Here is a 14,227-nt window from a genome sequence, read left to right as displayed (position 1 = left end):
GCAAGGGGCGTATTGGATGAGCCTGACCGTCGCCGTTCAGATGGACCCGATCCAGAATATACGGATCGCGGGTGACACCACCTTCGCCCTGCTGCTGGAAGCCCAGCGGCGGGGCCATTCCCTCGTCTATTACACGCCAGACCGGCTCTCGATGCAGGGTCGGCGCGTGACGGCACGGGTCGAGCGGCTGACCGTCCAGGACGTCGAGGGTGCGCATTTCACCCTGACGCCGCCGGAGCGGATCGACCTCGCGGAGACGGACGTGGTGCTGATGCGCCAGGATCCGCCCTTCGACATGGCCTACATCACGGCCACCCACATGCTGGAGCGGATCCATCCGGAGACGCTGGTCGTGAACGACCCCTTCGAGGTCCGCAACGCCCCCGAGAAGCTGTTCGTCCTCGATTTCCCCGAGCTGATGCCGCCGACCCTGATCAGCCGCGACAAGGCGGAGATCGAGGCCTTCCGGCTGGAGCACGGCACTGTGGCGATGAAGCCGCTCCACGGGCATGGCGGCGCAGCCGTGTTCAAGGTGACCGAGAAGGACCCGAACTTCGGCTCGATGTTCGACCTCTTCGCCACGACCTTCCGAGAGGCCTGGGTGGTGCAGCGCTACCTCGACCGGGTCACCGAGGGCGACAAGCGCATCATCCTCGTCGACGGCGTTCCCATGGGCGCGGTCAATCGCGTCCCGGCCGCCAACGACATTCGCTCGAACATGGTCCGGGGCGGCGCCGCATCGGCGTCGGACCTGACCGAGCGCGAGCGCGAGATCTGCGCGACGATCGGCCCGGAGCTAGCGCGCCGCGGCCTGATCCTGGTGGGGATCGACGTCATCGACGGCCACCTCACCGAGATCAACGTCACCTCCCCCACCGGCATCCGGGCGATTCAGCGGCTCGGTGGGCCGGACCTGTCGGCGGCGGTGTGGGATGCGATCGAGGCGCGGGTCGCGGCCCGAAAGGGCGTTTGATCGCCTTGCGCGGCGCGATCGATCCGTGCGGTCATCACCGCGGGGCGCCACCGGATTGCTTGCTCCCGGGCCAGGGCCGTCCTGGCATGGTGCCGCCCTCACGTCTCCGCGCGCGGCGTCGCGCTGAGCTCGGCCCAGTCGAACTCCTCTTCCAGCAGGAAATAGGCATCGTCGCCGATCCGGCCCTTCCGGCGTAGGGCCAGGACCGCGTCGCGGGCGGCCTCGACAGCCGTCCGCCGGGCGGCGTCCGCCGGCAGGCTTTCGGGCGCCACGCCCTCCTCGTGCTCCTCGGCCTCGGCAAGCGCCGCCCGGAACTCGGCGCGCAGCGCATCGATCGCCGGCTCGTCCTCGGCGTCCGCGAGACTGTCCAGGGCGGCCTTGTAGGCAGCGGCCCGGGCGCGGCCGGTCTCGCGGCCCACCGGATCGTCGTCCTCCAGCCGTAGATGGGCCAGCAGCGGCCGCAGGGTCAGGCCCTGGACGATCAGGGTGCCGAGCACGGTGGAGAAGGCGGTGAACACGACGAGGTCCCGGTGCGGGAACTCCGCGGGCAGCGCCAGCGCGGCCGCGACGGTGACGATGCCGCGCATGCCCGCCCAGGACATCGCGAGCCCGGGCCCGAGGCGCGGCGGAGCTCCCGCCTGGCGAATGCCGAGGCCGCGCATCCGGGTGGTCGGCAGCACCCAGGCGAGGCGCGTCACCACAACCGTGGCGAAGGTCGCGGCGGCGAGGATCACGGCCTGCCACGCATCGCCGCCGGCTAGTCGCTCCCGGATCGGGTCGATCTGGATGCCGATCAGCACGAAGGCCAGGACGTTGAGCACGAAGACCGCCGTGTCCCAGACCGCGTAGGAGATCACCCGGGCGCGCGGCGCCGTGGTGCCCGGCGCGCGGCGCGCGACCGTGACCGCGAAGCTGACCATGGTCAGCACCCCGGACAGTTCCAGCCGCTCCGCGGCGAGCCAGATCCCGAACGCGACCACGAACTGCAGCACGATCGCGCTCGCCGGGTCCGTGACGCGCCGTGTGACGGCCACGAACAGGAGGCCGAGACAGGGTCCGACGATGAGACTCGCCACCACGCCCAGCAAGAAGGTCGGCGCTACCTCGGCCGGGTGGAAGCTGCCGGCCATCGCCGCCGCGACGCCGAGCCGGTAGATCAGCAGGGAGGCCGCGTCGTTGAGCAGGCTTTCGCCCCGTAGGATCGTGGCGAGGCGGTGGGGCATCGGCGCATGCTTGAGCACGGCCAGGGCCGCCACCGCGTCGGGCGGGGCGACCACGGCCCCGAGCACGATGCAGGCGGAGAGCGGCATGTCCGGCACGATGAGCCGCGCCACGAGTGCCACGGCGAGTGTCGTCACCACCACGGCGCCGACCGCGAGCCCGAGCACCGCCCGCCAGTTTTCCTTCATGTCCCGTACGGAGGCGTCGAACCCGGCATCGAGCAGCACCGGCGCCAGGAACAGCGCCAGCGCCAGCTCAGGATCGAGCCTCAGATTGGGCACGCCGGGGACGAAGGCGAGGGCGACGCCCCCGAGCGCCAGGAAGGCCGGATAGGGCGCGCCCAGCCGCCGCGCCAGCCCGGCCAGCAGGACCGCGCCGAACAGCACGCCGACGACCCATTCGAAGATCAACATGCCTTTGAAAGAGGACGGGTCCAGCGAGCGTTCCCGATCGAGCCGTCGCAGGCCGGTTCAGTACTGAACGGTCGCGCGCAGGCCGAGCACCGCCGCGTTGCGCAGCCGCCGGCCGTCCGGACCGGCAATGCCGGCGCCCGGGCGGACGACGTATTGGGCATCCGGCTGCACCGTGAAGCCCGGGACCACGACGGCCTGATAGGTCGCTTCGATCACCGCTTCGGCGCGGCGCCGGGGCATCGGCAGGCCCGTGTAGAGGATCGTGTCCCGGTCGGCCCGCTGGGCCTCGTCGCCGATGCGGGCGTAGGCGACGCTGACGCCAAGGGTGTCGTCGTCGCGGCCGTCGAACAGGCCCTTGTAGGCGAGGCCGGTATCCAGGTAGGCGTCGATCAGGCTGGAGCGGGTCGGTGACCACGCGGCTCGCACGAAGAAGCCCAGGCCCTCGTCGTCCTTGCCCGATTCCCGATAGAGCGTCTGGTCGTAGATCGCATAGAGGCCGGCATTGCCGCGCACCGGCCGCCCGATCCCGGTGGCGTTCGGGTCAGCGAGCGGCACGCCGGTGACGTCGAAGCGCAGGCTGTCGAACCGGCCGAAATGCTGCCAGCCGCCCAGGGTGATGTCGCCCGGCAGGCCCTTGGACCCGGGGGCGATGTTGTACGCGTAGGTCGCCTCGGCGATCAGCAGGGCCGGGTCGTGGAGGCGGAAATTCGTGCCCGTCCGGTCGAGGCGCTGCGCCTCTGGATCATCGCCCGGCCGGTTGGCGCCCGCCGGATCGCCGTCGTAGAGCCCGACCTGCAGCGAGAAGCCGTTGCCGGGCGCGTACTTGGCGCGGATCGCCGGCGCCGCGAGCGGATAGGCCGGGCCGCCGCTCGGTAGGTTAAGCCCAGTGATGGCCGGCCAACCGAAGGTGGAGTTCACGAACAGGGTCGCGGTCTGGCTGACGAAGAACTCGGTATCGGCGGCCTGCTGGCCGATCCGGAGGCCGAGCTGGCCGTCCATCAGGCTCTGGTCGAGCCAGAGCACATAAAGCCGGCTCGACGGCAGCGCCTCGATGACGCTCGTGGTGAGCAGGTTGCCGACATAGTAGCGCGACAGGCCGGTGCCGTGGATGAAGTAGGCGTTGGCGTGGATCGTGGCGCCCTGCCAGCCCGCGAGCCGGTCGAGGTCGAGGTTGAGCCGCAGGTTGAGGCGATCCTCGACGATCGCACCCTGTCTCAGGCCGCCGACCGGGTTGCCGAGCACGTCGGCGATGTAGGTCAGGCTGTACTCGATGCCGCGCTCCTTCAGAACGGGGCGGATCCCCAGCGGATCGCCGAGCGGCCCGAGATAAGGCTCGATCGAGCGGACATAGCCGCCGGAGGCCTGGCTGGTGGTCTCCGGCTGGGAGACCGAGACGCGCGGATCGGCGCCCGCGCCCTCGAACGCGGTCCGGACCTGCTGCTGGGCCGTGGCCGGCGTGATCAGAAGGCCGAGGCCGACCGCGAGCCGAGCCGGCAGCCTGAAGCTTCTGTTCCGGTGCGCATCGCTGCGATCCGCGATGCGAGCTGCGCCGGTGATGGAACCGGCGGGTCCAGTCCACAGCCTCATCCTGAGGAGCCCCAGCGCATCGGAGGCCGCGAAGGAGGCGTCCAGAGGGCGGAGCGATCCCTGGAGCCCGCCTTCGAGGCCGCTGTGCGGCACCTCAGGGAGCGTGTTGGACGGATCGACACTTCACGCTCCGCCGCTTCGACAATCGGTCCCGATACGGGCACAGCATAACACGGTGCACAGTCGGGATACGTCCGGACTTTGCAGGATGCACAAGCTCGCCTAACCCTGCGGCCGGTACACCACAGGACCGCCGATGCCCGAGACCCCCGTCTTCTCCACCGCCGCCGTCGCCGCGCCGCACAGCCTTGCCGCCCAGGCCGGCCAGACGGTGCTGGCCCAGGGCGGCAACGCCATCGAGGCGATGGTGGCGATGGCCGCCTCGATCGCGGTGGTCTACCCGCACATGAACGGCATCGGCGGCGACGGCTTCTGGCTGGTGCGCGAGCGCGGCGGTCGGGTGCGCGGGATCGAGGCCTGCGGCCCGGCCGGGCGCCTCGCCACGATCCCGCGCTACCGCGAGAACGGCTACGACGCGATCCCGTCCCGGGGACCGGACGCCATGGTGACGGTTGCCGGCGCTATCGGCGGTTGGCGGCTGGCCCTGGAGCTCTCGCGGGCCCTGGGCGGCCGTTTGCCGCTGGAGACGCTGCTCGCCGACGCGATCAAGCAGGCACACAGCGGCGTGCCGGTCTCACCTTCTGAGGCGCGCTACGTGCCCCAGGAACTCGACACGCTCCACGAGGCCCCGAACTTTTCGAAGACCTTCCTGAAGGACGGCAAACCTTATCCGGCCGGTGAGACCCGGGCCCTGCCGCAGCTGGCCGCCACCCTGGAGCAGCTCGCCCATGCCGGCCTCGGCGACTTCTATCGCGGCGATCTTGGCCGCGAGATCGCCGCCGACCTCGAGCGCCTCGGCGCGCCGGTGACCCGGGCTGATCTCGAGGCCTTCGCGGCGGTCGAGCGGGCGCCGCTGTCGATCCGGCGGCGCGACGCGACCCTCTACAACTTCCCGCCGCCGACCCAGGGGCTCGCGGCGCTCCTGATCCTCGGGATCTTCGACCGGCTGAATGTGGCCGAGCCCGAGGGCACGGCCCATTACCACGGCCTGATCGAGGCGACGAAGCGGGCTTTCGCGATCCGCGACCGGGTGGTCACCGATTTCGGCCGCCTGCGGCATGACCCCGCCGCCTTCCTGACGCCGGAGCGGCTCGCCCGCGAGGCGGCGCTGATCGCGATGAACCGCGCCGCCCGGGTGCCCCTGCCCGACCCGGGCCATGGCGACACGGTCTGGATGGGGGCGATCGATCAGGACGGCCTCGCCGTCTCCTACATCCAGTCGGTCTACTGGGAGTACGGCTCCGGCACGGTGCTGCCGGCCACCGGCATCTGCTGGCAGAACCGCGGCATGTCGTTCTCCCTCGACCCGAAGGCCGTGAACCCGCTGGAGCCGGGCCGCCGGCCGTTCCACACCCTGATCCCGGCGCTGGCGGCGTTCGATGACGGCCGGGTGATGAGCTATGGCAGCATGGGCGGCGACGGGCAGCCGCAATTCCAGGCGCAGATCTTCACCCGCTATGCCGATTACGGGATGTCGGTGGCCGACGCCGTCGATGCCCCCCGCCTGCTCTATGGTCGGACCTGGGGCGCGCCCTCGCTCAGCGTGAAAGTGGAGGACCGGTTCGATCCGGCCTGCATCGCGGCGCTCGGCCGTCTCGGCCATGACATCGAGGAGCTGGGCGGATCCTATATCGACTCGCTCGGCCATGCGGGCATGCTGGTCCGCCACGCCCGCAACGGGCGGATCGAGGCGACCCACGACCCGCGCTCGGACGGCGGCGCCCTGGGGCTCTGATTCCGTTTCCGGTCGACGTCGTCGGCGGCTGTCACGCCTGCTTCATCACGAGCGAAGCGAAGTGACCCAGGGCAGCGGGACGTCCGGGATTGTCGCGTTGACTGGGCTGCTTCGCTCCGCTCGCAAAGACGGCGGGATCGAAGCAGCGGCCAGCGGCCGAGAGCGGTGCTCGCTGCAACAGCAGCGCAGTACCTATCCCGCCTGAACGAGCCAGCAGGCGGCGCGCAGGCGCACCGAACCGTGCTTCGCATGCCGGCCCAAGGCCTCGGTCACCGCCGCTTCGGCCCGCGCCCGCAGATCCGGCGCGGCCTCGCGGACAAGGTGCGAGTTCGGGCCGAGGTTCAGGGAGACATGGGTGGCGGCCGCAATCGCCGCCGCGTCGGTCTCGCCCTGTCCGAGGACGATGTCCCGATCGACCGCATCGCAGGTCACGTTGTCGAAACCGGTGCCGCGCAGCAGGGCGACCAGCGGTTCGGGATCGGCGAAGCGGAACGGGCCCGGAATGTCGGGCTGCGCCGGTGGTGGGATCTCCGCCAGGAGCGGAAGCACCGCGTCGCGCGGCACGCTCACCCACAGGTTCTCGGGCAAAGTGCGCCAGCACAGGAAGGTGAGCCGGCCACCCGGCTTGAGCATCCGGCGAACGTTCGCGAAGGCGCGGGCGGAATCCGGGAAGAACATGACGCCGAAGCGCGAAAGAATATGATCGAAGCGGCCGAGATCGACGGTCTCGACATCGGCCTCGATGAACTGGATCGAAGCGCCTCCGAGGGCCTCGTCTGCCGCGCGATCCCGCGCCACGGCCAGCAGGGGCGCCGAGATGTCGGCGCCGGTCGCACGGCCGCCGGGACCGACCCGGCGCGCGACTTCGAGGGTCGTCGCCCCCGCGCCGCAGCCGATGTCGAGGACGGCCTCGCCTTCGCGGAGCGCCAGCGGCGCGAACAGGGCCTCGGTGAGCGGGACGAACATCGCGTCGAGCACCGCCTGGTTGCGCGCCCAGCGGGTGCCGACCTCGCCGTTCCAGTACTCGGCCTGGGTGATGCCGCCCGCCATGATGCCCGCCTCCCTCAGACCGTGGTCGTGGCCACCGACAGCTCGGGCTTGTGGTTCAGGGTTTGGAACACCACGCAGTAGCGCTCGGTGAGCTTGAGGAGCTGCGCGAGCTTGTCCTGCGGTGCGTCCGTGTCGAGTTCGAAGAACAGGCGGATGCTGCGGAAGCCCACCGGCGCCTCCTTGTCGACCCCGAGGGTGCCGCGGAAATCGAGGTCGCCCTCGGCACTGACCGTGCCGGCGCGCAGCGGGATCTCCAGGGCGGTCGCCACCGCCTTGAGCGTCACGCCCGCGCAGGCGACCAGCGCCTCGAGCAGCATGTCGCCGGAGCACAGTTCCGCACCCGATCCGCCGGTGGCCGGGTGCAGGCCCGCCTCCGCGATGGCGCGGCCGGTCTCGACCTTGCAGGCGATCTTGGTGTCGTCGAGCGTGCCCTTGGCTTTCAGCGTGATGACCGCGGAATCCGGCGCGGTGCGGTACTGGTCCTTGATGGGAGCCTGAAGGGCCCGCAGCGCGCTGGCATCCATAGCGTCGTCCTCTCGATCCTGCTCGCCCGTTCGTCGGTGACGGGTGTTGCGGAACGCCGCGCGCTCCGTTCGGACCCGGTATAGGTGCCGGCGGGGCGGACGGGAAGCGGCCGTCAGGCGCGCCCGGTGAGGGCGGCCACCGCCGCCGCGAGGGCATCGACCTGCGTCTCGTCATGGGCCGCCGAGAAGGCGACCCGCAGCCGCGCAGTCCCCGCCGGCACGGTCGGCGGGCGGATCGCCACCACGAGGAAGCCGGCGGCCTCCAAAGCTGCCGAGATCTCGAGCGCGGCTTGGGCTTCGCCGATCAGGACCGGCACGACCGCGCTCTCGGCCTCGGGCAGGCCCAGCCGGGCGGTGAAGCGCCGGGCCAGCGTCAGGGGCCGGGCACGCCGCTCGGGCTCCGCCTCCAGGACCGTCAGCGCCTCCAGGGCGGCTGCGGCCGAGGCCGGCGGCAGGCCCGTGGTGTAGACGAAGCTGCGGGCGCGGCTCGTCAGGAGGTCGATCACCGGGCGCGAGGCGCAGAGGTAGCCGCCGTAGGAGCCCAGCGCCTTCGAGAGGGTCCCCATCTCGAGCGGCGCCCGCGGTCCGTCCTCGACCACGCCGATCCCGTGGGCGTCGTCGACCAGCGTCCAGGCATCGAAATCCTGCGCGACGCCCAGGATGTCGCCGAGCGGCGCCCGGTCACCGTCCATGCTGAACACCCGCTCGGTGAGCACGAGGGCGCGTCCATGCCGGGACCGGTGCTCCGCGAATTGCGCGGCGAGATCGCCAGGATCGTTATGGCGGAAGGTCAGCACCCGGGCGCCGGAGAGCCGTGCCCCGGCCCACATGCAGGCGTGGGAGAGTTCGTCCAGCAGGACGAGGTCGCCCCGGCCGGCGAGCGCCGGGGTGATGCCGAGATTGGCGAGGTAGCCGCTGCCGAAGACCAGGGCGGCCTCGGCGCCCTTGTGGCGCGCGAGCCCCGCCTCAAGCGCGCCGAGATACGGATGGTCGCCGGTCACGAGCCGTGACCCGCCGGCGCCCGCGCCGTGCGCCGCGACCGCCGCCTGGGCGGCGGCGATCACGCGGGGATGGTGCGAGAGGCCGAGATAGTCGTTGCAGGAGAACGACACGAGCGTGCGCCCGCCCCGTGCCGCCGCGGCGCCGGGGCCGCGCTCGGTCGGCGTCAGGCGACGCCGCAGGCTGCCGGCTTCAAGCGCGTCGAGTTTCCCGCGGGCGAAGGCGTCGAGACTGTCCATCACGCGGCGGTTGGGAGCCGCCCCGGCGGCAAAGTCAAGCGGCCGTCGCCCGACACTTGACCCCTGTCCGAGCCCCGACCATGCCGGACGCATGACCTCCGATACGCCCGCGCGTCACCTCTGGCGGCCCTACACGCAGATGCGTGTGGCCGCCCCGCCCCTGGAGGCGGTGGCCACGCACGGTACCCGCATCGTGCTCGCCGACGGCCGCGAACTCGTCGATGGCATCGCCTCCTGGTGGACCGCCGTTCACGGCTACAACCACCCGCACATAGCCCGCGCGGTGGCCGATCAACTCGCGCGCATGCCCCACGTGATGTTCGGCGGCCTGACCCATGCGCCGGCCGAGCGGCTGGCGGCGCGGCTGGCCGCGCTTCTGCCCGGTGACCTCGACCACGTCTTCCTCAGCGATTCGGGCTCGGTGGCCGTGGAGGTCGCCCTGAAGATGGCCGCGCAGATGTGGCTCAACCGCGGGGTGAGCGGCCGGACGAAAGTCCTCGGCTTCCGCGGGGGCTATCACGGCGACACGATGGGGGCGATGTCGGTCTGCGATCCCGAGGAGGGCATGCATCGCCGGTTCGGCACCTTCCTGCCGACGCAACTGTTCTGCGATCTGCCGCGGAGTCGGGCGGAGACCGAGGCGCTCGACGCGACGCTGGCGGCGCATCGCGAGACCCTGGCGGCTGTGATCATCGAGCCGCTGGTCCAGGGCGCGGGCGGGATGCGCACGCATCCGCCGGAGGTGCTCGCCACCGTGGCCCGGCTCGCGCGGCGCCACGGGCTGCCGCTCATCGCCGACGAGATCTTCACCGGCTTCGGGCGCACCGGCAGCCTGTTCGCCTGCGCGCAGGCCGGGATCGTGCCCGACATCCTGTGCCTGTCGAAGGCGCTTACCGGCGGCACGATGGCCCTCGCCGCGACGGTGGCCCGCACGGAGGTGTTCGAGGCATTCTGGTCCGACGATCCGGCGGCCGCGCTCATGCACGGGCCGACCTTCATGGCCAATCCCCTCGCCTGCGCGGCTGCCAATGCCAGCCTCGACCTGTTCGAGACCGAGCCGCGCCTGGATCAGGCCCGCGCCATCGAGGCCCGGCTGCGGGACGGGCTGTCGCCGTTGCGGCAGGTGCCCGGCGTGGCCGAGGTCCGGGTTCTGGGGGCGATCGCGGCGGTGCAGTTCGCGCGCGCGCCCGATCTCGCGGTCCTGAAGGCGAAGCTCATCGACAGGGGCGTCTGGGTGCGGCCGTTCGGTGATATCGTCTATCTCACGCCGGCGCTCACCATCGCGCGCGCCGACCTCGACCGGCTGATCGACGCAATCGCGGCCGTTGTGACCGAGCAGGGTTCCGCGACGGTGTGACGGCGGATTGTTCCATGGGTGGGGTGCGGGCGCCGCGCTCGGCTGCAACCCGGGACCGTTTCTGCCGTTGGGCCTACGCTGAAGACGCGTGCGGCGGCCCGCGCGGCCGGACGCTGCCAGAGGGAGTACACAGTGGCGAGCGAGCAGACGGGTTCAAGCGGCGATCGGCCGGTCATCCTCCTCGTCGAGGACGAGGCGCTGACCATCATGGACCTCGGGGACGTTTTGGAGGAAGGCGGCTACGACACCGTTCAGTGCGCCTCCGCCGAGCGGGCGCTCAGCATCCTGCAGGCGCGCCCGGATATCTGCGGGCTGGTCACCGACGTGCAGCTCTCGGGCAAGACGGATGGCTTCGACCTCGCCAGCTCGGTGGCGGAAGCGCGCCCGCAGCTGCCGATCCTGATTGTCTCGGGGCGGGCGGCGCCGGATCCGGCGCGCATGCCCGAGCATGCCGATTTCATCGCTCGGCCCTGCACGGGCGAGGATATCCTGGACCGGCTCCAGCGCCTCATGCACTGCTGAACGGCCGGCTGGTCCGGTCCCGTCATCGCAGCGTCACCGGTCGTCGCCACAGGGTCCGGGGCGGCCGGTGATGGGGGCGGACGGTGCAGATTCAGGATCATCCGGCGGCCGCCGGCACGAACTCGGGCGCACCGGTGGGCGACAAGCATAAACGCGATCGTCAGGATGGGGATGGGGCGACCCCGAATCTGTCCTCCAAGAGGATGCGGCCGCCGGGTGTCCGGTCCGTCGGCTGGGCGCTCGTGCAGGCGGCGCGCCTGCATCGGGCCCGCACCGGCGACCGTTTGGCCAAGCTCGGGCTGTTCGCCGGGCAGGAGCAGGTGGTTCAGGCCCTGGCCGCGGCCGACACGATGACCATGGGCGACCTCGCGGCGCTGCTTCGCGTGCGGCCCCCGACCGCCTCGAAAACCGTGACCCGGCTCGCGGCCCTCGGCATCGTTGAGCGCCGGGCCGAATCGGGCGACGGCCGCGTGGTGCGGGTCCAGCTCACCGAGGCGGGCTTGGCCAAGGCCGAGGCGATCGAGCAAATTCAGGAGGAGGTCGAGGCCGAGCTGCTCGACCACCTCGACAAGACCGACCGCCGCCGCCTGCGCAAGCTCCTGCGCAAGGCCGCCCGCGGTCTGGCCGAGGCGGCAGGTGCATCCGGTCAGGCGACCGAGGCCGACGCCGAGATCGAGGCCGAAGACGAGACGGAGGGTTTGCCGGTCTGACCGGTGGCCCTCCGGTGACGCGGCGGCACGCCGGACACGTGTCCGGCAGAAACCGGTCGAACGCAGGATCGAACGGTATCCGGACGGCTCGGTCACGATGAGGCCGGCACACGCCGCGGCGGAGAGCGCAGCTCGGGTCATGCCAGAACCGATATGTCCCGTGTGAGTCACGTCGGACTTGGTGTCAGACCGGGGCGGATGCGGGATCGGCGTTCCACGTCTTCATTCCGAGACCCCGCAGGATGGCTCCGGCCCGAATTGGCATGCCGGAGGCGGGCGATCCGGGCCCACCGTCGGGGCGGAGGCTTGCCACGTCGGTGGGTCTGTATCCAAGGCTCCGCTCTGCCGCCGAGGATGACGAGACGACGTCAAGCCGGATGATCCTCCGATCTGACGTCGCCTCTGTCTGGCTCACACGTCCCGCTGCCTGATCGCGCTCGTCGCCGGTCCAACTCACCGCGCATCGACCGCCTGTTGCAACGATGTAACGTTTCTCTCGGCTGTCGGTTTCCGGCTGGATTATCCCTTGCGTCGGACGGTAGCACCGCAACAATGAAACGATATAACAATATGTGAGTCTCGATGCCCCTCGCACGCCCCTTCGGCTTCCTGGCCGGGACGGTCCTGTCCTCGACCGTCGGCTTTGGCCTCATGGCGCCGTCCCATGCGCGCGCTCAGCAAGCCGTCGCGCTCGACGAGATCAGCGTCACCAGCCCGAGCCCGATCCAGGCACCACGCACCGCCTCGGTTCCGGATCTCTCGGTACCGATCGGGATCCTGCCGGTGGCGACCAACTCGTTCTCGCCGATCACAGTGGTGACGCAGGAGCAGATCGCGCGCGATCAGCCCCGGACACTGGGTGATGCCCTGTTCGACCGACCCGGCATCTCCGGCACGACTTACGCGCCGGGCGCGGCGTCCCGGCCGATCATTCGCGGCCTCGACAATGCCCGTGTGCGGATCCAGGAGAACGGCATCGTCAATGGCGGCGTGTCGGATCTCGGCGAGGACCACGCCGTCCCGATCAATCCGCTGGTCGCCGATCGGATCGAGGTGATCCGCGGTCCCGCGACCCTGCGCTACGGCTCGGGAGCCATCGGCGGCGTCGTCTCGGCCGACAACAACCGGGTGCCGACCTTCATCCCGGCGAACGGGGTGCAGGGCCAAGTCACCAGCGGCTTCTCCAGTGTGGATAATGGCCGGCTCGGCGCCGCCACGGTGGATGCCGGCGGCGACGGCATCGCGGTCCATGCCGACGGCTTCAAGACCGCCAACGACAGCTACGCGATTCCCGGTGGGATCCAGCGCAACTCGTACAACGAATCGCAGGGCGGCGCGGTCGGCATCTCGGCGATCGGCGACCGCGGCTTCGTGGGCATTTCCTTCAGCCACTACGACGCGGTCTACGCGATCCCCGGCGGCGTGGCCGAGCAGGACCGGACCCGTCTGACCCCCAACCAGGACCGTGTCCTGTCGCGGGGCGAGTACCGCCCGCTCGACGGACCCTTCGAGGTGATCCGCTACTGGGCGGGCTACTCGGTCTACCGCCACAACGAGGTCGGCATCGGGGAGGACGGGATCGAGGGCGTCCAGGCGATCTTCAAGAACCGCGAGGCGGAAGGCCGTCTGGAACTCCAGCACGTCCCGGTCTTCACGGAACTCGGAAAACTCTCCGGCGCGCTCGGCTTCCAGTCGGCCCGGCGCGTGATCAACACGCAGCTCGAATCGTTCCTGCCGAAGACCGAGTCCCGCGCCAACGCGGTCTACCTGTTCGAGGAGCTGGAGCTGCGCCCCGGCACGCGGCTGCAGGCCGCCGGGCGCTACGAGGTCGACCGGCTGTCGAGCACGGCCGCGCAGTTTCCGGCCGATTACGTGCCGGTCGACGGTCAGGAGCCGTTCCAGTACGCCCGGACCCGGCGCTTCGCCCCGAAGAGTGCCAGCATCGGCGCCCTGCAGGACCTGCCCTACGGCTTCGTGGCGAGCCTCACCGGCTCCTATGTCGAGCGCGGGCCGACCGGCTACGAGCTGTTCTCGCAGGGGCCCCACGACGCCACCGCGACCTTCGAGATCGGCAATCCGGATCTGAAAAAGGAGCGCGCCCGCACGGTGGAGGCCAGCATCCGGCGCGCGGAGGGACCGCTGCGCCTCGACGCCACCGGCTACTACACGCGCTACACCGGCTTCATCTACCGCAACTACACGGGACTGACCTGCGACGACGACTTCGCCTCCTGCGGCACCGGGACCGACAACCGCCAGATCGTCTACCAGCAGCAGAACGCCACCTTTTACGGCGCCGAGATCATCGGCCAGTACGATCTCATCCCGGTGGGCAACGGCTTCGCCGGCATCGAGGCGCAGTTCGACTTCGTCCGCGCCAAGTTCGACGACGGCACCAACGTGCCGCGGATCCCGCCCTACCGCCTCGGCGGCGGCCTCTACCTGCAGGCCGACGGGTGGTTCGCCCGCGTGAACCTGCTCCACGCCTTCAGCCACGACGCGACTGCGGTGTTCGAGACGCCGACACCCGGCTACAACGACCTACGCGCCGAGGTCAGCTACACCAAGGCCGTCGATCCGGCGGTCTACGGCGCGAGCGAGATCACCCTCGGGCTCCAGGGCCGCAACCTGCTGAACGACGACATCCGCAATTCGACCTCGTTCAAGAAGGACGAGATCCTGCTGCCCGGGCGGAACGTCCGGCTGTTCCTGACGGCGCGGTTCTGATGGGCCGCGCTCTACCACGCACCACCGTCCTGGCGAGCGCGGCGAAGCAA

The 14,227-nt window shown here is 70.7% G+C and carries 11 protein-coding genes; 6 read left to right on the top strand and 5 right to left on the bottom strand.

Translation table 11 applies throughout. The annotated features are described in order from the left end of the window. Positions 1-16 precede the first annotated feature (16 nt). Positions 17-973 (top strand): glutathione synthase, encoded by a 957-nt coding sequence (gene gshB, locus JOE48_RS25670; protein WP_210033976.1) that lies wholly within the window; start codon positions 17-19, stop codon positions 971-973. A gap of 98 nt (positions 974-1,071) precedes the next feature. On the opposite strand, the gene JOE48_RS25665 is transcribed toward gshB, so the two are convergent. Further along, entirely contained in the window at positions 1,072-2,607 is a 1,536-nt protein-coding gene (locus JOE48_RS25665; RefSeq protein WP_210033974.1) for a cation:proton antiporter, read from the bottom strand. A gap of 57 nt (positions 2,608-2,664) precedes the next feature. Then, complete coding sequence (locus JOE48_RS25660; protein ID WP_245252961.1) at positions 2,665-4,194, bottom strand: carbohydrate porin; 1,530 nt, start codon at positions 4,192-4,194, stop codon at positions 2,665-2,667. Between the two features lie 256 nt (positions 4,195-4,450). Here JOE48_RS25660 and JOE48_RS25655 point away from each other — a divergent pair, with 256 nt between their 5' ends. Continuing rightward, on the top strand, positions 4,451-6,049 hold the full coding sequence (locus tag JOE48_RS25655; protein ID WP_210033972.1) for a gamma-glutamyltransferase family protein: 1,599 nt from the start codon (positions 4,451-4,453) through the stop codon (positions 6,047-6,049). Positions 6,050-6,241: 192 nt separating this feature from the next. Here JOE48_RS25655 and JOE48_RS25650 read toward each other — a convergent pair whose 3' ends face one another. The 3 genes from JOE48_RS25650 to JOE48_RS25640 form a co-directional block, all read right to left on the bottom strand. Continuing rightward, entirely contained in the window at positions 6,242-7,099 is an 858-nt protein-coding gene (locus tag JOE48_RS25650; RefSeq protein ID WP_210033970.1) for a class I SAM-dependent methyltransferase, read from the bottom strand. A 14-nt stretch (positions 7,100-7,113) separates the two neighbouring features. Further along, a complete protein-coding gene (locus tag JOE48_RS25645; RefSeq protein WP_210033967.1) occupies positions 7,114-7,623 on the bottom strand; it encodes an OsmC family protein in 510 nt (169 codons plus the stop codon). A gap of 113 nt (positions 7,624-7,736) precedes the next feature. After that, complete coding sequence (locus JOE48_RS25640; protein WP_210036053.1) at positions 7,737-8,861, bottom strand: 8-amino-7-oxononanoate synthase; 1,125 nt, start codon at positions 8,859-8,861, stop codon at positions 7,737-7,739. 91 nt (positions 8,862-8,952) lie between these two features. Here JOE48_RS25640 and JOE48_RS25635 point away from each other — a divergent pair, with 91 nt between their 5' ends. The 4 genes from JOE48_RS25635 to JOE48_RS25620 all read left to right on the top strand — a co-directional run bounded on the left by JOE48_RS25635 (position 8,953) and on the right by JOE48_RS25620 (position 14,177). Further along, positions 8,953-10,218: an adenosylmethionine--8-amino-7-oxononanoate transaminase gene (locus JOE48_RS25635; RefSeq protein WP_210033965.1), complete on the top strand. Its 1,266-nt coding sequence runs from the start codon at positions 8,953-8,955 to the stop codon at positions 10,216-10,218. A 132-nt stretch (positions 10,219-10,350) separates the two neighbouring features. Next, positions 10,351-10,740 carry a response regulator gene (locus tag JOE48_RS25630; RefSeq protein ID WP_192708877.1) on the top strand — a complete coding sequence of 130 codons (390 nt, stop codon included), beginning with the start codon at positions 10,351-10,353 and terminating at the stop codon, positions 10,738-10,740. An 83-nt stretch (positions 10,741-10,823) separates the two neighbouring features. Beyond that, positions 10,824-11,450 (top strand): MarR family winged helix-turn-helix transcriptional regulator, encoded by a 627-nt coding sequence (locus JOE48_RS25625; protein ID WP_210033963.1) that lies wholly within the window; start codon positions 10,824-10,826, stop codon positions 11,448-11,450. Between the two features lie 582 nt (positions 11,451-12,032). Beyond that, the gene (locus JOE48_RS25620) at positions 12,033-14,177 is read left to right on the top strand and encodes a TonB-dependent receptor (RefSeq protein ID WP_210033961.1); all 2,145 of its coding nucleotides are present in this window, start codon (positions 12,033-12,035) and stop codon (positions 14,175-14,177) included. The last annotated feature ends 50 nt before the right edge of the window (positions 14,178-14,227 follow it).

The sequence above is a fragment of the Methylobacterium sp. PvR107 genome, assembly GCF_017833295.1.
GTDB lineage: Bacteria > Pseudomonadota > Alphaproteobacteria > Rhizobiales > Beijerinckiaceae > Methylobacterium.
Note: the sequence above shows the minus strand (reverse complement) of the source record. Positions and strands in the feature narration are given on the sequence as shown.